General features: G+C 72.5%; 23 protein-coding genes. 14 read left to right on the plus strand and 9 right to left on the minus strand.

The features are described 5' to 3' along the window. Nucleotides 1-133: 133 nt before the first annotated feature. Nucleotides 134-817 (plus strand): TetR/AcrR family transcriptional regulator, encoded by a 684-nt coding sequence (locus tag HNR61_RS30750; RefSeq protein WP_182846647.1) that lies wholly within the window; start codon nt 134-136, stop codon nt 815-817. Between the two features lie 60 nt (nt 818-877). Here HNR61_RS30750 and HNR61_RS30755 read toward each other — a convergent pair whose 3' ends face one another. Continuing rightward, the gene (locus HNR61_RS30755) at nt 878-1,660 is read right to left on the minus strand and encodes an enoyl-CoA hydratase/isomerase family protein (protein ID WP_182846648.1); all 783 of its coding nucleotides are present in this window, start codon (nt 1,658-1,660) and stop codon (nt 878-880) included. A 288-nt stretch (nt 1,661-1,948) separates the two neighbouring features. Between HNR61_RS30755 and HNR61_RS30760 the strand changes: the two genes are divergently transcribed. Continuing rightward, entirely contained in the window at nt 1,949-2,806 is an 858-nt protein-coding gene (locus HNR61_RS30760) for a biotin--[acetyl-CoA-carboxylase] ligase (protein ID WP_312898173.1), read from the plus strand. Between the two features lie 104 nt (nt 2,807-2,910). After that, nucleotides 2,911-3,951, plus strand: a complete 1,041-nt coding sequence (locus HNR61_RS30765; protein ID WP_182846650.1) for an adenylate/guanylate cyclase domain-containing protein — start codon at nt 2,911-2,913, stop codon at nt 3,949-3,951. An 87-nt stretch (nt 3,952-4,038) separates the two neighbouring features. Here the strand turns inward: HNR61_RS30765 and bfr are convergent, their stop codons facing one another. Both bfr and HNR61_RS30775 read right to left on the minus strand, forming a co-directional pair. After that, complete coding sequence (bfr, locus tag HNR61_RS30770) at nt 4,039-4,524, minus strand: bacterioferritin (protein WP_182846651.1); 486 nt, start codon at nt 4,522-4,524, stop codon at nt 4,039-4,041. A gap of 106 nt (nt 4,525-4,630) precedes the next feature. Continuing rightward, nucleotides 4,631-4,990, minus strand: a complete 360-nt coding sequence (locus tag HNR61_RS30775) for a (2Fe-2S)-binding protein (protein ID WP_182846652.1) — start codon at nt 4,988-4,990, stop codon at nt 4,631-4,633. 170 nt (nt 4,991-5,160) lie between these two features. On the opposite strand from HNR61_RS30775, the gene glgX reads away from it, so the two are divergent. The 5 genes from glgX (at nt 5,161) to HNR61_RS30800 (ending at nt 13,739) form a co-directional block, all read left to right on the plus strand. Beyond that, on the plus strand, nt 5,161-7,293 hold the full coding sequence (glgX, locus tag HNR61_RS30780; RefSeq protein ID WP_182846653.1) for a glycogen debranching protein GlgX: 2,133 nt from the start codon (nt 5,161-5,163) through the stop codon (nt 7,291-7,293). Further along, on the plus strand, nt 7,286-9,493 hold the full coding sequence (gene treY / locus HNR61_RS30785) for a malto-oligosyltrehalose synthase (protein WP_312898174.1): 2,208 nt from the start codon (nt 7,286-7,288) through the stop codon (nt 9,491-9,493). Before glgX ends, treY begins: the two co-directional genes overlap by 8 nt. Further along, nucleotides 9,490-11,226: a malto-oligosyltrehalose trehalohydrolase gene (treZ, locus tag HNR61_RS30790; protein ID WP_182846654.1), complete on the plus strand. Its 1,737-nt coding sequence runs from the start codon at nt 9,490-9,492 to the stop codon at nt 11,224-11,226. Before treY ends, treZ begins: the two co-directional genes overlap by 4 nt. Nucleotides 11,227-11,667: 441 nt before the next feature. After that, a complete protein-coding gene (locus HNR61_RS30795) occupies nt 11,668-12,339 on the plus strand; it encodes a response regulator transcription factor (protein ID WP_019629095.1) in 672 nt (223 codons plus the stop codon). A 122-nt stretch (nt 12,340-12,461) separates the two neighbouring features. Further along, the gene (locus HNR61_RS30800; RefSeq protein ID WP_182846655.1) at nt 12,462-13,739 is read left to right on the plus strand and encodes an ATP-binding protein; all 1,278 of its coding nucleotides are present in this window, start codon (nt 12,462-12,464) and stop codon (nt 13,737-13,739) included. A gap of 17 nt (nt 13,740-13,756) precedes the next feature. Here HNR61_RS30800 and HNR61_RS30805 read toward each other — a convergent pair whose 3' ends face one another. Beyond that, nucleotides 13,757-14,317 (minus strand): GtrA family protein, encoded by a 561-nt coding sequence (locus tag HNR61_RS30805; protein ID WP_312898175.1) that lies wholly within the window; start codon nt 14,315-14,317, stop codon nt 13,757-13,759. Between the two features lie 301 nt (nt 14,318-14,618). Between HNR61_RS30805 and HNR61_RS30810 the strand changes: the two genes are divergently transcribed. Further along, nucleotides 14,619-15,767: a 5-(carboxyamino)imidazole ribonucleotide synthase gene (locus tag HNR61_RS30810; protein ID WP_182846795.1), complete on the plus strand. Its 1,149-nt coding sequence runs from the start codon at nt 14,619-14,621 to the stop codon at nt 15,765-15,767. Then, on the plus strand, nt 15,764-16,255 hold the full coding sequence (gene purE, locus HNR61_RS30815) for a 5-(carboxyamino)imidazole ribonucleotide mutase (protein ID WP_312898176.1): 492 nt from the start codon (nt 15,764-15,766) through the stop codon (nt 16,253-16,255). Before HNR61_RS30810 ends, purE begins: the two co-directional genes overlap by 4 nt. Before the next feature lie 10 nt (nt 16,256-16,265). Here the strand turns inward: purE and HNR61_RS30820 are convergent, their stop codons facing one another. After that, on the minus strand, nt 16,266-16,679 hold the full coding sequence (locus HNR61_RS30820) for a CoA-binding protein (RefSeq protein WP_182846656.1): 414 nt from the start codon (nt 16,677-16,679) through the stop codon (nt 16,266-16,268). A gap of 61 nt (nt 16,680-16,740) precedes the next feature. Between HNR61_RS30820 and HNR61_RS30825 the strand changes: the two genes are divergently transcribed. Beyond that, nucleotides 16,741-17,352 (plus strand): NUDIX hydrolase, encoded by a 612-nt coding sequence (locus tag HNR61_RS30825; RefSeq protein WP_067825187.1) that lies wholly within the window; start codon nt 16,741-16,743, stop codon nt 17,350-17,352. Here HNR61_RS30825 and HNR61_RS30830 read toward each other — a convergent pair. Further along, nucleotides 17,316-18,074 (minus strand): MBL fold metallo-hydrolase, encoded by a 759-nt coding sequence (locus tag HNR61_RS30830; RefSeq protein WP_182846657.1) that lies wholly within the window; start codon nt 18,072-18,074, stop codon nt 17,316-17,318. The genes HNR61_RS30825 and HNR61_RS30830 overlap by 37 nt on opposite strands. Nucleotides 18,075-18,160: 86 nt before the next feature. Then, nucleotides 18,161-19,495 carry a UDP-glucose dehydrogenase family protein gene (locus tag HNR61_RS30835; RefSeq protein ID WP_182846658.1) on the minus strand — a complete coding sequence of 445 codons (1,335 nt, stop codon included), beginning with the start codon at nt 19,493-19,495 and terminating at the stop codon, nt 18,161-18,163. Nucleotides 19,496-19,598: 103 nt separating this feature from the next. On the opposite strand from HNR61_RS30835, the gene HNR61_RS30840 reads away from it, so the two are divergent. Together HNR61_RS30840 and HNR61_RS30845 are read left to right on the plus strand one after the other, a co-directional pair. Continuing rightward, nucleotides 19,599-20,768, plus strand: coding sequence for an acyl-CoA dehydrogenase (locus HNR61_RS30840; protein ID WP_182846659.1), 1,170 nt, complete (start codon nt 19,599-19,601; stop codon nt 20,766-20,768). Nucleotides 20,769-20,921: 153 nt separating this feature from the next. Next, entirely contained in the window at nt 20,922-21,272 is a 351-nt protein-coding gene (locus tag HNR61_RS30845) for a hypothetical protein (RefSeq protein WP_182846660.1), read from the plus strand. Nucleotides 21,273-21,276: 4 nt separating this feature from the next. On the opposite strand, the gene HNR61_RS49470 is transcribed toward HNR61_RS30845, so the two are convergent. Together HNR61_RS49470 and HNR61_RS49475 are read right to left on the minus strand one after the other, a co-directional pair. Next, complete coding sequence (locus tag HNR61_RS49470) at nt 21,277-21,405, minus strand: hypothetical protein (RefSeq protein ID WP_281400614.1); 129 nt, start codon at nt 21,403-21,405, stop codon at nt 21,277-21,279. 100 nt (nt 21,406-21,505) lie between these two features. Further along, the gene (locus tag HNR61_RS49475) at nt 21,506-21,985 is read right to left on the minus strand and encodes a YcxB family protein (protein WP_182846661.1); all 480 of its coding nucleotides are present in this window, start codon (nt 21,983-21,985) and stop codon (nt 21,506-21,508) included. Nucleotides 21,986-22,209: 224 nt separating this feature from the next. On the opposite strand from HNR61_RS49475, the gene HNR61_RS30855 reads away from it, so the two are divergent. Continuing rightward, entirely contained in the window at nt 22,210-22,908 is a 699-nt protein-coding gene (locus tag HNR61_RS30855) for a hypothetical protein (RefSeq protein ID WP_182846662.1), read from the plus strand. Nucleotides 22,909-22,919: the final 11 nt, after the last annotated feature.

Raw genomic sequence — 22,919 nt, forward strand, 5'->3', positions numbered from 1 at the left:
CCGACGTCACGTTCTTCTCCACGCCCGCTCCTTGCGTACAGTGTTCCCGCCTTGCGAACGTCGTACGTATCAAATCGGTCGTACGCAATGGCGAACAGTGTGCGCTACGGTGGACGTGGACGAAGGAGGTCCCATGGCGACAGACGGCAAGCCCATCCCCTCGGTCTGGGCCAGGCCCCGCAAGCAGCGGGAACAGCCCGCGCTCACCCGCGAGCGCATCGTCGCGGAGGCGGTGCGGCTGCTGGACGAGGAGGGACTGGAGGCGCTCAGCATGCGCAGCCTCGGCACCCGGCTCAACGCCGGGGCCACCTCGCTCTACCGGCACGTCGCCAACAAGGACGAGCTGATCGAGCTGGTCGTGGACGAGGTCTACGGCGAGCTGCCGGTCCCCGCCCTGGACGACCCCGCCGGGTGGCGCGCGGCCGTGGTCCGCGCCGCCGGGGAACTGCGCACGATGGCCCTGCGCCACTCCTGGGTGGCGTCGGTCCTCGGCCAGGTGGGGCTCGCCGAGCTCGGCCCGAACGTGTCGCGCGTCTCCGACGGCATGCTCTCGCTGTTCACGGCGGCGGGTTTCGCGCCGGAGGACGCCGACCGGTCCATGAAGACGGTCCTGTCCTTCGTGATCGGCACGGTGACGAGCGAGGCGGCGTGGCTGTCACTGGTCGCCCGCAGCGGGATGGGCGAACGCGAGCTGGTCGTCTCGCTCCGGGGAGAGGACACCGGCCGGGACCCCGGGCGGGTGCGGGAGGAGAACTTCGCGTTCGGGCTGGAACGCGTGCTGGACGGCCTGGAGGTCCACCTGTCCCGGAAGGGCTGAGGGCCCCGCCCGGAGGCGGGGCCCACGCGTTCCGGACCTGTTCTCGGAGCGGGCCCCGGCCTAGGACGGCCAGTCGGGGGTGCGCTTCTCGTTGAACGCCGCGATGCCCTCGCGGCGGTCCGGCGAGAACGCCACCGAGCGCCAGGCGTTGTCCTCGATGTCGAGGCCCGCCTCCAGCCCGACGCCGCCGCCCAGGCGCATGGCGCGCTTGGCGGCGCGGACGGCCGTGGGGGAGTTCTTCGCGATGGCCGCCGCGATCGTGAAGGCCTCCTCGCGCGCCGTCCCGGCGGGCACCTTCCGGTCGACCAGCCCGTACTCCAGCGCCTCGTCGGCGGACAGGCGCCGCCCGGTGAACACCAGGTCCGCCGCCCGCCCCGAGCCCATCCGGCGCAGCGCGAGCTGCGTCCCGCCGCCGCCGGGGACCAGGCCCACGGTCACCTCGGGCAGGCCCAGCACGGCGGTCTCGTCAGCGATGATCATGTCGCAGGACAGCGCGAACTCGCAGCCGCCGCCCAGCGCGTAGCCGTGCACCGCCGCGACCACCGGCTGGGGCAGGTTCAGCACCCCGCCGAACGCCGCCCGGAACACCGGCCGCTGCGCCAGGATCTCGTCGTCGGTCATGGCGTTGCGCTCCTTGAGGTCGGCCCCCACGCAGAACGCCTTCGCCCCGGCCGCCGACAGCACCACGGCCCGCACCGACGGGTCCGCCGCCACCTCGCCGCACACGGCCGCCAGCCGCCGCGCCATGGCGGTGGACAGGGCGTTGTGCGCCTCGGGCCGGTCCAACACGATCTCGGCGACATGCTCGTTCTTCTCATCCCGCCGCAGAGTCACACCATCCATGCCCGGCACTCTAGGCCCCCCGCCCGCCGGCCGGCCGTACCGGGGTGATGGTCATGAACGGAGCGGCGGGCCGACGGCTTCCGGCAGTCCCGCGAGGGGCAGCCGGCCTCGCGGTGGCCTACGGCCTGGACGCGGGGGCCGGCCTCGCCGTCATGGTCGGGCTGGCCCTCTTCTGCGCCGCGGGTTCCCCCTGGATGCCGCTGCCCTCGCTCTCTCGATGGTGAGCGGCGCGGCCGGGAACACCCTCCCGTTCCGGCCGAACACCTTCGGATGAGGTTGGATGGTCGGGTGAGCGAGTCACCGTATGCCGACCTCAACAGGCCGCCGCTGCACGAACAGGCGCTGCGGCGGGCCCTGGTACGCGACGACGGGCTCTGGCGGGCGATCGAGGTCGTCGCCGAGACCGGGTCCACCAACGTCGACCTCGCCGCCGCCGCCCGCGACGGCGCGCCCGAGGGGGCCGTCCTGGTCACCGAGGCGCAGACCGCCGGGCGCGGGCGCATGGGCCGGAGCTGGAGCGCCCCGCCGAGGTCGGGGCTGATGTTCTCGATGCTGCTGCGGCCCGCCGTCCCGGCCGCGCGCCTCGGCTGGGCGCCGCTGCTGACCGGGGTCGCGGTGGCCACGGCGGTGCGGCGGATGACCGCCCGGGTCGAGGCCGGGGACTTCGGGGAGGCGCACGGCGACGCCGCCGTGGACGTGCGGCTCAAGTGGCCCAACGACCTGCTGGTCGGCGACCGCAAGCTCGCCGGGATCCTCGCCGAGCGGATCGACGACGCCCTGGTGGTCGGGGTCGGGCTGAACGTCGGGCTGCGCGCGGATGAACTTCCCGTGCCGACCGCGACGTCGCTGGCCGTCGAAGGAGCGCCGCTGAGCGACCGGGCGCCGTTGCTTCGGGCGATCCTGCGGGAGTTCGAGACCTGGTACCGGGAGTGGACCGCGCTGGACGGCGACCCGGAGAGCAGCGGCCTGCGCACCGCCTACAAGGACCTGTGCGCGACGCTGGGCCGCGAGGTCCGGGTGCGGATGCCCGGCGACCGGACGCTGACGGGCGTGGCCACCGACGTGGACGTCTCCGGGCGGCTGGTGGTGGCGGGCGAGCCGGTCAGCGCGGGGGATGTCATCCACATTCGTCCGGCAGCTCCGTGAACGGAGGAATCGGAGGTCTGTCACGATATGGCGGGCGGAAAGTCGTGGTGAGGGTGCCCGTATCGTGGCCGGGAGACCTGGTCATGGGCTGAGGGGCGGGAGAGATGTCTGCCAGAGTGCCGGACCCCAGGGAGGTCGAGGAACTCCTGCTGGGCGGCGAGCTGCGCTACACCCGCGTGGACGCCGTCCGGCTGTCGGGGGTGACCCGTGAGTTCTCGGGGCGGCTGTGGCGGGCGTTCGGGTACCCCTCGATGCCCGACGACGCGATCGCCTACACCGAGGGCGACGTCGCCGCGCTGTGCCGCATCCGCCGCCTCATGGACGAGGGCGTGCTGGACGAGGACGGCGTGATCCGGCTGGTGCGGGCGTTCGGGCAGACCATGACCCGGCTGGCCGAGTGGCAGGTCAACCTGCTCAGCAGCATGCTGGCCGGCGGGCCGCAGGAGCAGCCCGGCGACGAGGCGATCGAGTCGATCATGCGGCTGGCCGAGAAGCACATCGACGAGTTCGAGCCGCTGGTCGTGCACGCCTGGCGGCGGCAGCTCGCGGCGGCGGGCACCCGCGCGATGGCGGCGGCCGACCACATCGGCGAGGACGGGTCGCGGGGGCCGCGCCTGGTGGTGGGGTTCGCGGACATGGTGTCGTTCACCCAGATGAGCCGCGAGCTGAACGAGCTGGAGCTGGCCCGCGTCGTGGAGTGGTTCGAGGAGACCGCCGCCGACATCATCGCCACCTGCGGGGGCCGCCTGGTCAAGACGCTGGGCGACGAGGTCCTGTTCTGCTCCGACAGCCCCCGGATCGGCGGCGAGATCGCGCTGGCCGTCGCCGAGGCGATCCAGGACGAGACCGAGGTCCCCGACGTCCGCGTGGGCGCGGCCTACGGCCCGGTGCTGCCGCTGATGGGCGACGTGTTCGGCACCACGGTGAACCTGGCGGCCCGCCTCACCTCCCTGGCCCGCCCCGGAGCGGTCGTCGTGGACACCGAGCTGGCCACGGCCCTGCGCGACGAGCCGGGCTTCGAGGCCACCAAGATCGTCAAGCGTCCGGTCCAGGGCCTCGGCATCATCCAGCCCTGGGTCCTGCGCCGCCCCCGCGAGACCCCGCGGAGCGCCTGGTCGGCCGTGGTCGACGACCCGGAGATCTGACCCGCCGCAGATCCTGCCCACCGGGCGCGGGGCGAAAACCCGCCGCGGCCCGGGTGCGTCCGGGCCACGACGGGGAAGGGCGGGAGGTCAGTCGCCGTGCCCCGGGTCGCCGGTCAGGCGCTGGAGATAGTTCTGCTCGCCCAGCGACCGCAGGAGGCTCAGCTCGGTCTCCAGGTAGTCGATGTGCGACTCCTCGTCCGCCAGGATGTCCTCGAAGATCCGGGCGGAGGTCACGTCGCCGCGCGAGCGCATCAGGTCGATGCCGGGGCGCAGCCGGGCCACCGCCTCCAGCTCGATCTCCAGGTCCGCCTTGAGCTGCTCCGCGATCGTCTGGCCGATCCGCAGGGTGCCGATCTTCTGGTAGTTCGGCAGGCCGTCCAGGAACAGGATCCGGTCGGTGAGCCGCTCGGCGTGCTTCATCTCGTCGATGGACTCGTGCCGGGTGTACGCGGCCATCTTGGTGAAACCCCAGTTCTCCTGCATCTTGGCGTGCAGGAAGTACTGGTTGATGGCCGTGAGCTCGGCGGTGAGCTGTTCGTTCAGCAGCGCGATGATGTCCTTGTCGCCTTCCATGACGCCATGGTGGCATGAGCGGCCCGAGTCTGGACAGCACTGAAGCCCGTTCGGCGCGTGTCCCGGGCGAGGGGACGGCCGGACGGGTGTCCGCGGAAACCCCGTGTCAGGCTGCGGTGGACTCGGCGCTGCTCCTCTCCGGATCGGCGGATTCGGCGTCGGCGAGGTCGTCCGAGGTCAGCCAGCGCGACCTCGCCGGGGCGAAGACGCGGACCGGCTCCGGCGCGGGCTCGGCGGGCGGCTCGGGAACGGCGCGCGGCAGCGCGGGGCCGCCGGTGATCGCGTCGACCAGATCGCTGGCCGTGCGGTACTCGCTGACCAGGCGGGCCAGCCGCTTGGTGCAGGAGCCGCAGCCCGGCTTCCATCCGCACGCGGCCTTGACCTCCCGGGTGTTACGGCAGCCGCCTTCGGCCACACAGCCGAGGACGTCGTCCTCGGTGAGGGCGTTGCAGACGCAGACGTACATGGGGGAGGAACGGCCTTTCGGACGGGAGGCTCTGTCGGTAAGGACAACCTCAATAAGGTAAGGCTCCCCTAAGGTAACCGATGGCCGCCCGATCTGGCCAGTGACCTTCGGACTGGTGTGATCTAACCCGCAGTGGGAAGCACATCTCTCGCGATGACGGGAGGACCGCTGTGGCACAGGTGTGGCCGGGTGACCCCTATCCGCTGGGGGCCCACTTCGACGGTGCTGGAACCAACTTCGCGGTCTTCTCAGAAGCCGCGGAACGGGTCGATCTCTGCCTGTTCGACCGGGACGGGAACGAGCGGCGCCAGCCGCTGCCGGAGGTGGACGCGTTCGTCTGGCACGGCTACCTGCCCGGGATCATGCCCGGCCAGCGGTACGGCTACCGGATCCACGGGCCCTACGACCCCTCCCGGGGGCACCGCTGCAACCCCAACAAGCTGCTGCTGGACCCCTACTCCCAGGCGATCGAGGGCGCGATCGACTGGGACCAGGCGTGCTTCGGCTACACCTTCGGCGACCCCCGGTCCCGCAACGACGAGGACTCGGCCCCGCACACGATGCGCTCGGTGGTGGTCAGCCCCTACTTCGACTGGGGCGACGACCGCCCGCCGCGCACCCCGTACCACGACACGGTGATCTACGAGGCGCACGTCAAGGGCCTCACCAAGCGCCATCCCGACATCCCGCCGGAGCTGCGCGGCACCTACGCCGGGGTCGCCCACCCGGTGATGATCGAGCACTACGAGCGGCTCGGGATCACCGCGATCGAGCTGATGCCGGTCCACCAGTTCGTGCACGACGACATGCTGGTCAAGCGGGGACTGCGCAACTACTGGGGCTACAACACCATCGGCTTCTTCGCCCCGCACAACGAGTACTCGGCCACCGGCCAGCGCGGCGAGCAGGTGCTGGAGTTCAAGGCGATGGTGAAGGCCCTGCACGAGGCGGGCATCGAGGTGATCCTCGACGTGGTCTACAACCACACCGCCGAGGGCAACCACATGGGCCCGACGCTGTCGTTCCGGGGCATCGACAACGCCTCCTACTACCGGCTGGTGGACTCCGACCCGCGCTACTACATGGACACCACCGGCACCGGCAACAGCCTGCTGATGCGCAGCCCGCACGTGCTCCAGATGATCATGGACTCGCTGCGGTACTGGGTGACCGAGATGCACGTGGACGGGTTCCGCTTCGACCTGGCCGCGACCCTCGCCCGCGAGCTGCACGAGGTGGACCGCCTGTCGGCCTTCTTCGACCTGGTCCAGCAGGACCCGGTGGTGTCGCAGGTCAAGCTGATCGCCGAGCCGTGGGACGTCGGCGAGGGCGGCTACCAGGTCGGCAACTTCCCGCCGCTGTGGACCGAGTGGAACGGCCAGTACCGCGACACCATCCGCGACTACTGGCGCGGCCAGCCCGGCACCATGCCCGGCTTCGCCTCCCGCCTGACCGGCTCGTCCGACCTGTACGCCGACGACGGCCGCAAGCCGCTCGCCTCGATCAACTTCGTGACCTGCCACGACGGCTTCACGCTGCACGACCTGGTCTCCTACAACGTCAAGCACAACGACGCCAACGGCGAGGCCAACCGGGACGGCACCGACGACAACCGCTCCTGGAACTGCGGCTACGAGGGCCCCGCCGACGACCTGGACGTCGTGGCCCTGCGCGAACGCCAGAAGCGCAACTTCCTGGCCACGCTGTTCCTGTCCCAGGGCGTGCCGATGATCGGCCACGGCGACGAGCTCGGCCGCACCCAGCGCGGCAACAACAACGCCTACTGTCAGGACACCGAGCTGTCCTGGATCGACTGGGACAGCCTGATCGAGAACTTCCCGCTGCTGGACTTCGCCCAGCGGCTGTCGCGGCTGCGCCGCAAGCACCACGTGTTCCGGCGCCGCCGCTTCTTCCAGGGCAGCCGCAACATCAACATGCCCGCCGGAGGGGACCGCCCCGACCTGCCCGACCTGGTGTGGTTCACGCCGGGCGGCAACGAGATGACGCAGGCGGACTGGTCGGCCGGGTTCAACAAGTCGCTGGCGGTGTTCCTCAACGGCGACGCCATCACCGAGCCGGGCCGCCGCGGCGAGCGGCTCCGCGACGACTCGTTCCTGCTGATGTTCAACGCCCACGACGGCGACCTGCGGTTCGCGCTGCCGCCGGGCCGCTACGGAGGGATGTGGATCAAGGTGCTCGACACGGCCGACCCGATGCTCGCCGAGGCGGAGTCCCCGGTGGTGAAGGCGGGGGAGACGATCCTGGTCGAGTCGCGTTCGGTGCAGGTGTTGCGCCGTGTCTGACCACGCGTTCCCGTCCGGCACCTACCGCCTCCAGCTGCGCGGCACCTCCGACCCGCAGCGCTTCGGCTTCCACGAGGCCGCCGCGCTGGCGCCCTACATGGCGGCCCTGGGCGTCTCGCACGTCTACCTGTCGCCGGTGCTCCAGGCCGCGCCCGGCTCCACGCACGGCTACGACGTGCTGGACCACGACCGGCTGGCGGCCGAGCTGGGCGGCCCGGACGCGTTCCGCGCGATGGTCGCCCGGTTCCGCGCCTGCGACCTGCGCGTGATCGTGGACGTGGTGCCCAACCACATGGCGATCCCCGACCCGCCCGAGCTGAGCCGCCCGCTGGCGTCGGTGCTGGAGCACGGCCCCGGCTCGCCCTACGCGCGCTGGTTCGACGTCGACTGGGGGGCCGGGGGCGGGCGGCTGGTCCCGCCGGGCCACGGCACCCCCAACTACCGGCGCTTCTTCGACATCTCCGGGCTGATCGGCCTGCGCCAGGAGGACCCGGAGGTGTTCGAGGCCACCCACCGGCTGCTGTTCGAGCTGTACGACGCGGGCCTGGTGGACGGCCTGCGCGTCGACCACCCCGACGGCCTGGCCGACCCGCGCGGCTACCTGGACCGGCTGGCCGCCCGCTGCCCCGGCGCCTGGATCCTCGTCGAGAAGATCACCACGGGCGAGGAGGAGCTGCCCGCCGACTGGCGCTGCGCGGGCACCACCGGCTACGACGCGCTCGGCATGGTCGGCGGCCTGTTCGTCGACCCCGACGGCGAGAAGCCGCTGACCGAGACCTACACCGGCCTGACCGGCGGGCCGCCGGCGTTCGCCGACGTCGAGTACCAGGGCCGCCGGTACGCCGCCGAGCACGGGCTGCGCCCCGAGACCGACCGGCTGCTGAGCGTGCTGCGCGGCGCCGTCGGCGACCGCCCCGACCTGGAGCGCGTCCTGGTCGAGCTGCTGGCCGCCATGCCGGTGTACCGGGCCTACGTGGTGCCCGGCGAGGAGGCCCCGCCGCAGGCCGTGGCGGTGCTGGAGGAGGCCGCCCGCCGCGCCCGCGCCCGCCTGCCGGAGGGCCTGCACGGCGAGCTGGACCGCGTGGTGCGGCTGGCGCTCGGCTGCGACGGCGCCCCCGCCGAGTTCGTGGTGCGGTTCCAGCAGACCGCCGCGCCGCTGGCCGCCAAGGGCGTGGAGGACACCGCGTTCTACCGCTGGAACCGGATGGCCGTGCTCAACGAGGTCGGCGGCGACCCCGACCGGTTCGCGGTGTCCCCGGACGACTTCCACGCCTACTGCGCCCGGGCCGCCCGCGACCGGCCCGGCACGATGACCGCGCTGTCCACGCACGACACCAAGCGGCAGGAGGACGCCCGCGCCCGCCTGGCCGTGCTGGCCGAGCTGCCGCAGGCGTGGGTCGAGAACGTCGAGCGCTGGCACACCGCGTTCGGCGACGGCTCCCCGATGGAACCGGACCTGGAGTACCTGTTCTGGCAGTCGCTGGTGGCCGCCTGGCCGATCACGCCCGAGCGGCTCGACGAGTTCCTCACCAAGGCGATGCGCGAGGCCAAGACCGCCACCAACTGGATGGATCCCGACGAACGCTACGAACGCGACGTCCTCGGCTTCGCCCGCCGCGTCCTGGAGTCCGACGCCGTCGCCGGGCGGGTCGCCCGGTTCGTGGCGCTGCTGGAGCCGTACGCTCAGACGGTGTCGCTCGGTCAGAAGATCGTCCAGCTGACGATGCCGGGCGTCCCGGACGTCTACCAGGGCTGCGAGCTGTTCGGGCACTCCCTGGTGGACCCCGACAACCGGCGCCCGGTGGACTACGGACGGCGGCGGTCCCGGCTGACCCGGCTGGACTCCGGCCGCGAGCCCGCCGACGCCGACGACGCGAAGCTGCTGGTCACCTCGCGGACGCTGCGCCTGCGCCGGGACCATCCCGACTGGTACGGGCCGGACGGCGGCCACACGCCGGTCACCGCGACCGGCGCGGCCGCCGCGCACGCGGTGGCGTTCCGGCGGGGCCGGGCGGTGACCGTGGCGACCCGGCTGCCGGTGGGGCTGGAACGCCGGGGCGGCTGGGCCGACACCCGCCTGGACCTGGACGGGGGCGTGTGGCGGGACGCGCTGACCGGAACCGTCCACCAGGAACTGACGATCGCCGATGTGCTGGCCGGGCTCCCGGTCGCGCTGCTGGTCCCGGAGGAGTCGACGTGACGTGGTTCGAGGTGTGGGCCCCCGAGGCGCGGCGCGTGCGGATCGCGCTCGGCGAGGGCGGCCGCGACCGGCGGGACCTGGAGCCGCAGGACGGACGGCCCGGCTGGTGGCAGGCGCACGTGCCCGGCACCGGGCACGGGACCGACTACGGGTACGTGCTCGACGACGGCGGGGACGTGCTGCCCGACCCGCGTTCGCCCTGGCAGCCGCACGGCGTGCACGGGCCGAGCCGGGTCTACGACCACGACCGCTTCGAGTGGACCGACCACGCCTGGCACGGACGGCCGCTGCCCGGCGGCGTGCTGTACGAGCTGCACGTGGGCACCTTCACCCCGGAGGGCACGTTCGACGCGGTGATCGACCGGCTGGACCACCTGGTCGGGCTGGGGATCGACGCGATCGAGCTGCTGCCGGTGGCGGCGTTCAACGGCGAGCGCGGCTGGGGCTACGACGGGGTGGACCTGTGGGCCCCGCACGAGCCCTACGGCGGCCCCGACGGGCTGAAGCGCCTGGTGGACGCCGCCCACGCCCGGGGCCTGGCCGTGATCCTCGACGTCGTCTACAACCATCTGGGGCCCAGCGGGAACTACCTGGGCCGGTTCGGGCCGTACTTCACCGACGCGCACACCACGCCGTGGGGCCCGGCGGTGAACTTCGACCAGGACGGGGCCGACGAGGTCCGCGCGTTCGTGATCGACAACGCGCTGATGTGGCTGCGCGACTACCACCTGGACGGGCTGCGGCTGGACGCCGTGCACGCCATCCGCGACGACGGCGCCGTCCACGTGCTGGAGGAGCTGGCGGTCGCCGTGGAGGGGCTGGCCGCGCACCTGGGCCGCCACCTGTACCTGGTCGCCGAGTCCGACCTGAACGACCCCCGCCTGGTCACCCCGCGCGAGGCGGGCGGGTACGGCCTGCACGCCCAGTGGGACGACGACGTCCACCACGCCATGCACGCGCTGCTGACCGGCGAGCGGCAGGGCTACTACTGCGACTTCGGCACCACCGCGGCGCTCGCCAAGGCGCTGACCGGGGCGTTCGTCCACGACGGGACGTTCTCGACCTACCGGGGCCGCCGCCACGGCCGCCCGGTCGACCGGCAGCGGACCCCGGCGCACCGGTTCGTGACGTTCCTTCAGAACCACGACCAGGTCGGCAACCGCGCCGCCGGGGACCGCAACGGCGCCTCGCTGTCCCCGGAGCTGCTCAGGGTCGGCGCGGCGCTGCTGCTGCTCGGGCCGTTCACGCCCATGCTGTTCATGGGGGAGGAGTGGGGCGCCTCGACCCCGTGGGCGTACTTCACCGACCATCCCGAGCCGGACCTCGGGCGGGCCGTCACCGAGGGGCGGCGGCGGGAGTTCGCGCGCTACGGCTGGCAGGACGAGGTCCCCGATCCACAGGCTGTGGACACCTTCCGGCGTTCGGTGCTGGACTGGGCCGAGCCGGGCAAGGAACACCACCGCGACCTGCTGGAATGGCACCGCACGCTGATCGGGCTGCGGAAGGGGCACCCGGCGTTCACCGACCCCCGGCTCACCGAGGTCGAGGTGACCGGCGGGACCGACTGGCTGATCATGCGGCGCGGCCCGCTGGCCGTGGCCGCCAACCTGGGCGACCGCCCCATCACCCTGCCGGTGGACGCCGACCGCGCGCTGCTGCTCTCCGACCCCGCGATCCGGCTGGACCCCGGGGCGGTCAGCCTCGCGGCGACCTCGGTCGCGGTCCTGTCCTGAGCGCCCGCCGCCGAGGTCACCGGGGCGTCCCGGACGGCGGGAGAGGTGCCGCGACGGCAATCCCATCGCCTGCGAGTACACAAAACCCAGAATGTGCGACAGACCCTCGACCAACGCGTACCACCAAATACGGTCACGATTGTCGGCGGGCATTCCGGCGGCCCCGCGGACCGTCATGGAGAACCCAGGAGCAGGAAGACTCCGATATGGGACTCGTCGGCGAAACCGGTGGGAAGTCCGACGAAATGGATCACCCCCGGACCGGTGGGGGGCGGGGCGCCGACCGCCCAGGTGACGGCCCCGCCGGGCGTCACCCCGTGCGCCTACCTCCGCTTTCACCACGGAATGTCAGCATTCGAGGATGTACTATGAGTGGCAAACCGCAGGTCAAGAGCGTGGCGCATGCCAGGAAACGTTCATGAATGGCCATACGATCGGTTCATGACCTCAGTACTGCTCGCCGAGGACGACACGTCCATCTCCGAGCCTCTCGCCCGTGCGCTGCGGCGCGAGGGGTACACCGTCGAAGTCAGCCCCGACGGGCCGCAGGCCCTGGAGCGGGCGCTCGGGGGCGGCGTTGACCTGATCGTGCTCGATCTCGGGCTGCCCGAACTCGACGGCCTTGAGGTGGCCCGCCGGGTCCGCGCCGAGGGGCACGGTGTCCCGATCCTGATCCTGACCGCCCGCGCCGACGAGGTCGACACGGTCGTGGGTCTGGACGCCGGTGCCGACGACTATGTCACCAAGCCGTTCCGGCTGGCCGAACTGCTCGCCCGGGTCCGGGCGCTGCTGCGCCGCGGCAGCACCGAGACCCCGATCGTCCAGGGGGTGCGGATCGACGCCGAGTCGCGCCGCGCCTGGATGGGGGACCAGGAACTCCAGCTCACCACCAAGGAGTTCGACCTGCTGCGCGTGCTGGTGCGCGACGCGGGCAAGGTGGTCACCCGCGAACAGATCATGCGTGAGGTGTGGGACACCAACTGGTGGGGGTCCACCAAGACCCTGGACATGCACATTTCCTGGCTGCGCCGCAAGCTCGGCGACGACGCCGGAAGCCCGCGCTACATCACGACCGTGCGCGGCGTCGGCTTCCGGTTCGAGCGCGGCGACTAGAGCCCTCACCGCCATGGTCATGCGGCTCCACCGCCGCGCGGCGGCCGTCCCGAGCGGCCGCCGGAGGTGGGCGGCCGGTGGCCCGGCATGGCCATGGCCTTCCGAACCCCGAAGGAGCCCAGATGAGGCGCCGACTGCTGTTGTCGACGCTCGCGGTGGCGATCGTCGCGATCCTGCTGCTCGGCATCCCCCTCGCCTACGCCACGCACAAGCTCATCTACGAGGAGGCCCGCCAGTCTCTGGCGCGTGAGGCGTCCTCGATCCTCGGCGGCGTCGCGTTGAACCTGGACGCCAACGAGCGCCCCGACGAAAGCAAGATCGCGCAGGCGTACCCCGGGCGGTACATCGTGATCACGTTGCCGGACGACCGGGCCATCACCGCCGGGCCGAAGCCCGCCCCGCGGACGGACCTGCTGACCGCCGGGGGGACCGCGGGCGGTGTCCACGTCCAGGTGTCGCGCCCGGCCGCCGAGGTGCGGGACGAGGCGCTCAAGCAGCTACTGCTGATCGGCAGCCTGGCCGCGCTCGGCGTGGCGGTGACCGTGGCGCTGGCGATGTTCCAGGCCCGCAAGCTGACCCTGCCGCTGATCGACCTGGCCGAGACCGCCGACCGGCTGGGCAGCGGCAACGCCCGCCCGCGCCGCCGCCGGTACGGCATCGCCGAGGTGGACCGGGTCGCCGAGGTCCTGGACCGCAGCGCGGTCCGGATCGCCGACCTGCTGGCCGCCAGCCGCGAGTTCGCCTCCGACGCCAGCCACCAGCTGCGCACGCCGCTCACGGCGCTGACGATGCGGCTGGAGGAGATGATCGAGGCCGCCGACTACCCCGACGTGGTCCGCGAGGAGGGCGCCGCCGCCATCGCCCAGACCGAGCGCCTGGTCGCCGTCGTCGAGCAGCTGCTGGCCCGCGCCCGCCACGACCGCACCGGCGCGGCCGTCCCCTCGCCCATCGACGGCGTCATCGCCCAGCAGGTGGAGGAGTGGCGGCCGCTGTTCCGCCGCGACGGCCGCGAGATCCGGATGACCGGCGAGCAGGGTCTGATCGGCCTGACCAACCCCGAGGGCCTGTCCCAGATCATCGCGACGCTGCTGGACAACTCGCTGGTCCACGGGGCCGGAACGGTCACCATCAACACCAAGCAGGGCGCGAGCTCGGTGGTCGTGGAGGTCGGCGACGAGGGCGAGGGCATCCCGCCGGAGCTGGAGCCGCGCATCTTCGAACGCAGCGTCAGCAGCGGCAAGGGCACCGGCCTCGGCCTGTACCTGGCGCGCTCGCTGGCGGTGGTGGACGGCGGCCGGCTGGAGCTGATCAACTCCCGTCCGGCGGTGTTCGGGGTGTTCCTGCGCCAGGCGGCCGAGGCGAGGCTCGCCGAGGAACGCGTGGTCATCGGCCCGGCGTGACCCGGGCCGGCGGGGCGTCAGCGGGTGCTGGAGAACTCCGCGTAGCCCTCGGCCTGCGGGTGGGTGTCGATCCGGTGCCCCGGACGCGCCGGGGCGTGCCCGTCGGAGGCCTCCGGCAGGCCCGAGTGCGGGTCCACGGCCGGGGCGTCGGAGGGCAGGAACACCCACTTCTTGTAGGACCAGAAACGGAACAGCGTCGCCACGCCCGTCCCGAGGATCAGGGAGGCGTTGTAGGCGACCGGGCCCTGGAGCTCCAGCACGAACTTCACGAACCCCTGGAACAGCCAGGTGATCACCAGGCCGACGCCGTTCAGCGCGAAGAACAGCGCGTACTCGCGGCCCACCCCGGACTGGTCGCGGTGCCGGAAGGTCCAGTACCGGTTGGCCACGTACGCGAACGTGGTCGCCACGACGGTCGCGATTCCGGTGGAGGTCAGCTCGCCCAGCTTCAACCCGACGTGCAGCAGGTTCCCCGTGCCCAGCGTGATCACGAAGGCGATCGCCCCCACGCTGCCGAACTTGGCGAGCTCGTGGACCAGATGCTGGAAACGGCGGTAGAGATTGGCGACCAGGCTCACGAAGGGGAACCGTCCTTCCGGACTCCGCCGTCACAGGGCGCGGCTGAGTGTCCAACGGGATGATGCGGAGGCACAACGAGGATAGACGCAAGTCCCCGTTGCGGAGTCGGAATGTGAACGTTGCAGGTGACGAGCGTCATTCCCCCTGGCCCTCCGGTCCGCCGGCTTCTACTCGGTCAGACGTTCGGGAAGCCCCGGTCGTTCGCCGTCCGGAAGCGCCGTCCGGAAGCGCCGCCCGGGAGCGCCGTCCGGGTCCCCGAACCCGGCCGATACCCTTTTCCGCGTGAGAGATGCAGCTCAGATGCCGATCGTCGGCATGGCGGGCGGTGGTCAGCTCGCCCGGATGACCCAGCAGGCCGCCATCGCCCTCGGCGTGTCGCTGCGCGTCCTCGCCAGGAGCCCCGGCGACTCGGCCGCCAAGGTCGTGTCGGACGCGCGGATCGGCGACGACCGCGCGCTGGCGGACCTGACGGCGTTCGCCGAGGGGTGCGAGGTGGTGACGTTCGACCACGAGCACGTGCCCGGCCCCCACATCGAGGCCGTCGCCGCCGCCGGCGTCCCGTGCCGCCCCGGCGCGGACGCGCTGCGGCACGCCCAGGACAAGCTGGTCATGCGGGAGCGCCTGTCCGCCCTCGGCGCGCCCTGCCCGGCGTTCCGGCACCTGCCCGCCGCGACCGCGACGGCGGACCTGGCGGCGTTCGCGGACGAGCACGGCTGGCCCGTCGTGCTGAAGGCCACGCGCGGCGGCTACGACGGCAAGGGCGTGTGGGTGCTGCGCGAGCCCGACGACGCCCTGGTGGAACGCGTCCTGGCCGACGGCGTGGACCTGATGGTCGAGGCGCACGTGCCGTTCCGGCGGGAGCTGGCCGCGCTGGTCGCCCGCTCGCCGTACGGGCAGGGCGCGGCGTACCCGGTCGTGGAGACCGTCCAGGAGAACGGCGTGTGCGTCGAGGTGCTCGCCCCCGCGCCCGACCTGGACACCGACCGCGCGGTCGCGGCCGAGCGCCTCGCCCTGGAGATCGCCGACAAGCTCGGCGTCACGGGCCTGCTGGCGGTCGAGCTGTTCGAGACCGAGGACGGCCTGATCGTCAACGAGCTGGCCATGCGCCCCCACAACTCGGGCCACTGGACGATCGAGGGGGCCCGCACCTCCCAGTTCGAGCAGCACCTGCGGGCCGTGCTGGACCTGCCGCTCGGGTCCACCGAGCCGACCGCCCGCTGGACGGTCATGGCGAACGTGCTGGGCGGCGACGACCCGGCGCTGTACGAGCGGATGGGCCACGTCATGGCGCACGACCCGGCGGTGAAGGTCCACCTCTACGGCAAGGACGTCCGCCCCGGCCGCAAGATCGGCCATGTGACCGCCCAGGGCGACGATCTGGCGCAGACCCGTTCCCGTGCCCGCAAGGCCGCCGACTACCTGCGGCGGGGCCGAAAGGAGAACCCGTGAACCCCCAGGTCGGCGTGGTGATGGGCAGCGACTCGGACTGGCCGGTCATGAAGGCCGCCGCCGAGGCGCTGGCCGAGTTCGACATCCCCTACGAGGCCGACGTGGTCTCGGCCCACCGGATGCCGCACGACATGATCGCCTACGGCGAGCGGGCCGCCTCCCGGGGCCTGCGCGTGATCATCGCGGGCGCCGGGGGCGCGGCCCACCTGCCGGGGATGCTGGCGTCGGTGACGCCGCTGCCGGTGATCGGCGTCCCGGTGCCGCTGAAGTACCTGGACGGCATGGACTCGCTGCTGTCGATCGTCCAGATGCCCGCCGGGGTGCCGGTGGCGACGGTCGCGGTGGGCGCGGCCCGCAACGCGGGCCTGCTGGCGGCCCGCATCCTCGGGGCGTCCGACGAGGCCCTGCGGAAGAGGATGGAGGGCTTCCAGCGGGACCTGTACGCCCAGGCGAAGGCCAAGGGCGAACGCCTCCGCGAGGGCCTGTAGGCCCCGCCGGTCAGCGCAGCAGGGACCACTCCACGGCGGGGCAGCGGTCCATCACCACGTCCAGGCCCGCCTCCCTGGCCCGGCGGGCGGCCGCCTCGTCGACCACGTCCAGGGGGAGCCAGACGGCCCGCGCGCCCGCCGCGATGGCCTCGTCCACCACGGCGCCCGCGTGCTCGGCCCGCCGGTACACGCCGACCACGTCGACCTTCTCCGGCAGGTCGGCCAGCGAGGCGTGGCCCGGCTCGCCCAGCACCGTGCGGGCCTCCGGGTGCACCGGGTAGATCTTCTTGCCGCGCCGCTGGAGGCGCCGGGCCTGGTCGTGGACGGTCCGCGCGGGGTTGTCCCCGAGCCCGACGAACGCCCAGGTGCGCGACTCCAGCAGGAGCTTGCGGATGACGGCCGCGTCGGCGAAATCCTCAGACATGTCCGTCACAACCGACGCGGCGCGGCGTTCGTTCCCGGGGGCCGGGGATAGCCTTCCCTCCATGAAGCTGGACGTCGAGGTGCCGGGCGACGGCCGCCGCCACCAGTACTGCTGGGGATGCCGCGCCGAGACCGTCTCCCCCGAGCGCGGCGCGCCCTCGTTCACCTGTTCGACCTGCGGGGAGAGCCACCCCCGCAGCCTGGTCGTCGACCCCGGCACGACCTGGTGGGTGGACGGCGCGGGGGAGTACTGGCACGCGACGGCCGGGATCTTCGTGCGGCGGGAGGACGGGCGGTTCCTGCTGTTCGAACGGTCCCTGTTCCCGCCGGGGTGGACGGTCCCCGCCGGGCACATCGACACCGGCGAGGACCCGCGCCACGCCGCCCGGCGCGAGCTGCGCGAGGAGGTGGGGCTCGACGCGGCCCTGCCGGACCTGGTGGAGCTCGGCGTCGAGGACGTCGTGGGGGACCGCTGCTGGCGCGGCTCGGACGCGCACCGCTGGCACTCCTACCTGGTGACCGTGCCCGACGACACCGTCGTGGAGGTCCTGGAGGAGGGGCACCGGCCGAGGTGGCTGCTGCCGTCGGAGGCCCTGGAGCTGCCGCTGACCTTCCCGGTCCGCGCGCTGCTGCCGCGCTACGGCACCCGGAACACGGCCCCCGGAACGGCGTAGGCGACCGGCCCCGCGTACCGGGCGGCGGCCCCCTTGATCGCCTCGTCCGGGGTGAGGAACCGGCCGACGTGCGTCAGGACCAGGCGGCCCGCCCCGGCCTTGGCGGCGGTCTGCCCGGCGTCCCGCGGCGTGTGGTGGACCTGGCCGCCGTCCGGCCCGTCTGCCTCGCACAGCAGCACGTCGCACCCGGCGGCCAGCTCGTCCAGGCCCGCGCACGGCGCGCAGTCGCCCGAGTAGACCAGCGCCGCGCCCCCGGCCTCGACCCGCAGCGCGAACGCGGGCATCCCGTGCTCCACGGCCCGCGAGACCAGCTCCAGCCCCCCGACCCGCACCCGGTGCCCGTCGTGCAGCTCGCGCACCGCGAAGGCGGACTCGACGGGGCTGCGCGCGGGCCCGTTGGTGAGGAACCCGGCCAGCCGGTCGGCGATCCCCGGCGGCCCGTACAGCGGCACCGGCGCGGCGAGCTCGATGTCGGCGTACAGCAGCCCGTAGTACGCGGTCAGCAGGTCGGCGCTGTGGTCGGCGTGCAGGTGCGAGATCCAGATCGCGTCCAGCTCGTCCAGCCGCACGTGCCGCTGGAGCTCCCCGAGCGTCCCGGTCCCCGCGTCCACCCACACGTGGGTGTCCCCGTGGGACACCAGATACCCGGAGCAGGGGTTGTCCACGTCCGGATAGGGCGTCGCGCTGCCGAGCACGGTCAACTGCAGGGGGATGTCGTCCACCCGGCCAGCTTAGGGCCCGGGCGTCGGGCGGCGGCGCGGCGCTCGGATGCGCTGCCGGTGAGCGGCGCGCCGCCGCCCGACGGGTCTCAGGGGCGGCCCAGCGCGCGGTAGTTCCAGCCCGCGGCGCGCCACACCTCCGGGTCGAGGGCGTTGCGGCCGTCCACGATGTTCTTCTCGGCGACGACCGACGCCAGCTCCGCCGGGTCCATCTCGCGGAACTCCTCCCACTCGGTCAGCAGCAGCACCACGTGGGCGCCGCGGGCGGCGTCCAGCGTCGAGGAGCCGAAGGTCAGGTCCGGGTGGACGCGGCGGGCGTTGTCCATGGCCTGCGGGTCGTAGACGGTGACCCGCGCGCCCTGCGCGCGGATCGTCGCGGCCACGTCCAGGGCGGGGGAGTCGCGCACGTCGTCGGAGTTCGGTTTGAACGCCGCGCCCAGCACCCCCACGGTCCGGCCGATGAACGAGCCGCCCAGCAGGTGCCGCGCCAGGTCCACCATCCGGATCCGGCGGCGGATGTTGATCTCGTCCACCTCGCGCAGGAACGTCAGCGCCTGGTCGGCGCCCAGCTCACCGGCCCGCGCCATGAACGCCCGGATGTCCTTGGGCAGGCACCCGCCGCCGAAGCCCAGGCCGGGACCGAGGAACTTGCCGCCGATCCGGTCGTCGTGCGACAGCGCCTCCGACAGCTTGGTGACGTCGGCGTGCGCGGCCTCGCAGACCTCGGCCATCGCGTTGATGAACGAGATCTTGGTGGCGAGGAACGCGTTGGCCGCCACCTTCACCAGCTCGGAGGTGGGGTAGTCGGCGGTGATGAACGGCGTCCCCGTCGTGGTCATCGAGCTGTAGAGCTCGCGCAGCACCTTCTCGGCGTGCTCGGCCGCGCCCTGGTCGGTGGGCAGCCCCACCACGATCCGGTCCGGGTGCATGGTGTCCTGCACGGCGAAGCCCTCGCGCAGGAACTCGGGGTTCCACGCCAGCACCGCGTCGCCCTCCGCCGGGGCCAGCCGGCCGATCCGCTCGGCCAGCCGCGCGGCGGTCCCCACCGGGACGGTCGACTTCCCGACGATCAGGCAGGGGCGGCGCAGCAGCGGCGCCAGCGAGTCGATGGCCGCGTCCACGTAGGCCAGGTCGGCGGCGTACTCCCCGGACTTCTGCGGGGTGCCCACGCAGACGAAGTGGACGTCCCCGAACTCGGCGGCCTCGGCGTAGGAGGTGGTGAAGCGGAGCCGGCCGTTCTCCAGGTTGCGGCGCAGCACCGGCTCCAGGCCGGGTTCGTAGAACGGCAGGTCCCCGGCGGACAGGCAGTCGATCTTGTGTTGGTCGACGTCGAGACCGAGCACCTCGAAGCCCAGGTCCGCCATGCAGGCGGCGTGCGTGGCGCCGAGATAGCCGGTGCCGATCACCGTGAGGCGGTGCGCCAAGTCATCATTCCTCTCACTGTCCGCGGTCTCCGCGGAGACCTGTCCCGACGGACGGGACACCTGCCCAGCCCGGCGCAGTGTACTGACGGGTAGCATGCGCGCTATGAGTCCCGACTTTCCCACCTACGCGCCCTCGGAGGAGCACGAGATGCTCCGCCAGACGGTGCGTGAGCTCGCCGAAGCCAAGATCGCCCCGCATGCGGCGGCGGTCGACGAGGAGTCCCGTTTCCCGCAGGAGGCCCTGGACGCGCTGGTGCAGAACGACCTGCACGCGGTGCACGTTCCCGAGTCCTACGGCGGGGCCGGGGCCGACGCGCTGGCCACCGTGATCGTCATCGAGGAGGTCGCACGCGCGTGCGCCTCCTCGTCGCTGATCCCGGCGGTCAACAAGCTCGGTACCGTGCCGGTCCTGCTGTCGGGCTCCGAAGAGCTCAAGAAAAAGTATCTGACTCCGGTGGCCAAGGGCGAAGCGATGTTCTCCTACGCCCTGTCGGAGGCGGACGCGGGCTCGGACGCGGCGGGCATGAAGACCCGCGCGGTGCGCGACGGCGACCACTGGGTGCTCAACGGCGCCAAGATGTGGATCACCAACGCGGGCGTGTCGGAGTACTACACGGTGATGGCCGTGACCGACCCGGGCCAGGGCGCGCGCGGCATCTCGGCGTTCGTGGTGGAGAAGTCCGACGAGGGCGTGTCGTTCGGACCCAAGGAGAAGAAGCTCGGCATCAAGGGCTCGCCGACCCGCCAGGTGATCCTGGAGAACGTGCGCATCCCCGCCGACCGGATCATCGGCGGGGAGGGCACCGGCTTCAAGACCGCCCTGGCCACCCTGGACCACACCCGCATCACCATCGCCGCCCAGGCGCTCGGCATCGCCCAGGGCGCGCTAGACTACGCGGTCGGCTACGTCAAGGAGCGCAAGCAGTTCGGCAAGGCCATCGCCGACTTCCAGGGCGTGCAGTTCATGCTGGCCGACATGGCGATGCGCCTGGAGGGCGCCCGCCAGCTCACCTACCACGCCGCGATCAAGTCCGAGCGCGCCATGCACGGCGAGAAGGTCGCGGACCTGACCTTCGTCTCCTCGGCCTGCAAGTGCCTGGCCTCGGACGTGGCGATGGACGTCACCACCGACGCGGTCCAGCTCCTGGGCGGCTACGGCTACACCCGCGAGTTCCCGGTCGAACGCATGATGCGCGACGCCAAGATCACCCAGATCTACGAGGGCACCAACCAGATCCAGCGCATGGTCATGGCCCGCCAGCTCCTGAAGTAGGAAGTTGACCAGCGAAAACGCGCCCCCTCCCGGTAGCCGGGACGGGGCGCGTTCGCGGTTGGGTGGGGTTATCTCGGTGGTCGTTACCGATGTTCGGGGTGGGGTGGCCGCTAAGACTGGGGGCGTTCGGGTTTCCTCTTGGAAGGTTTCGTCATGTCCCGGTCTCTGGCCCGTACGGTGGTCGTCGGTCTCGTCGCCGCGCTGCCGCTTGGTGGGGCGTTCGCCCTGTCCGCGCAGGCGGCGTACGCCGACGACTGCTCGTTGGTGGAGAGCAGCATGGAGTTCACCGGCGCTCACGTGGTGGCGGAGAAGTACCGCATCTGCACCAGCGGCCGCATCATCAGGCTCTCGGTCACCATCTCGCAGAAGGACCCGTCCAGCGGGGTGTGGAAGTCCGTCGCCACCGGCGTCGGCGTCGCGTCCTACGGATGTCAGGGAAGCTCGCCCTCCAAGCGTTACCGGATCGGCACCGGTAGTCAGGGCACCCTGCTGCCCTGCGCCTGACCGGTCAGGCGGACGGGAGGGGCGCGGTGCGGTAGCGCATCGTTCGCGTCCAGTGGAGGAACAGGCGCACGACGAGCGCCTCCAGGGCCATCAGCAGGGCCTTGGCCAGGATCCCGGCCAGCAGTTCGGACATGGTCTCGCCCTCGGGGTCGTCGGGGAAGGGCCGTGGCCTTCATGGTCCCCGCGGCGGTCGAGGGCCGGGTGTCGCCGACATGAGGATCGGGTGAATTCGGTCACCGGGCTCCGGCCGGCCGCCGGGCGGCGAGGAAGGCGTCGATCTCGGTCTGCTGCGCGCCGTCGAAGGCGGCCCTGGGGAGGAACGCCGCGGGCTGCCGGTTCACGAACAGCAGCCAGAACTCCGGGGTGGCCGTGACGCCGGAGAACATCGACCACCGCATCGTCATGGTGGACCTGTCGGTGCGGCACTCGTAGCCGTCGCCGGTCACCCGCACCGTCGTGGGGACGCACAGGAACGCCAGCTGCTGCCGGGCGCGCCGGCGGAACCACCAGTGCCCCGCCAGGGGCGCCAGGACGGACGCGGTGAGCAGGGCGACGCCCATCGACGTGTCGCCGGTGGCGAAGAGGACCGCCGCTCCGGCGAGCAGAACGCCCACCAGGACCGCGTACATGGTGACGAGCTGCCGCCTGAGCCCCTGGGAGAACGCCCGGAGCACCTCGTCCGAGGTGGGCTCGTACCTGACCGTGATGTCCACTCCGCCGCCTTCGTGAGAACGTGGCGCTCATCCTTCACGGGCGGTCCCGTCCGGGCAACTCCTGGTCGCGCGCGAGACGGGCGGTCCCGCGCCCGACCCATGCGGAGCAGAAGGATTCGAGGGACACGCCGCCCCCGGCCGTGCACACTTCGTCCGGGGCGGGCGTGTCCGGGCCCCGCCCGGAAGCGCCGTCCCCGAGATCCGGGAAACCGTGGGAGAGGGCGATGAGCGCAGAAACCCCCGGCCCCCGAGACGGCTCCGGGCGTGCCGGGGAGGGGAGGGCCGCCTCGATATCCGCGTACGCGGCCGTGGGCGGACTGCTCATCACCGCGGCCTCGCTGGTCTTCACCGGCTGCCAGACGCGGCTGGCGATGCAGCAGGCCGCCAGGTCGGAGGAGGACCAGGAGAAGCGCCAGGCCAGGCTGGTGAACATCTGGCCCGAGAGGGCCTTCGACCTCAAGCGGCTGACGGTGGTGGTCGTCAACCGCTCCCGGGAGCCGGTCTACAACTTCCGCGTCTACGTCACCTTCGGCCGGAACCGGAGCGAGCCCGTCGCCGTGCGGGGGTGGAACGGCTTCCCGCCCTGCACCAGGGCGGTGCTCGACCTCGGCGCCATCGCCAGGTCCTACCCTCCGACGGCCCGGCGCCTGGAGGGCGGCGCCCTCCCGAGGTTCGACTACGGGCTCATGTTCGTCGACGTCGGCGGGAAGGCCTGGCACTCGCGGCCCGGGACCTCGGTGTCCTCCGTCGCCTGGCTGGAGCCCCTCGTCGACGGCACGCGCGATCCGAAACTGCCGAACTACCTGCGCGAGAACGGGCCGAGCCGGCTGGAGGCAGACCCCCTGACCGTTCCGGAACGCGGGCAGCCCTACGTCCGCTCCGCTCCCGGGGCGGCCGCCGGTCGCCCGGCCGGCGGGTCGTGAGGAACGCGCGG

This window comes from Actinomadura kijaniata (assembly GCF_014138665.1).
GTDB classification, from domain to species: Bacteria; Actinomycetota; Actinomycetes; order Streptosporangiales; family Streptosporangiaceae; genus Spirillospora; species Spirillospora kijaniata.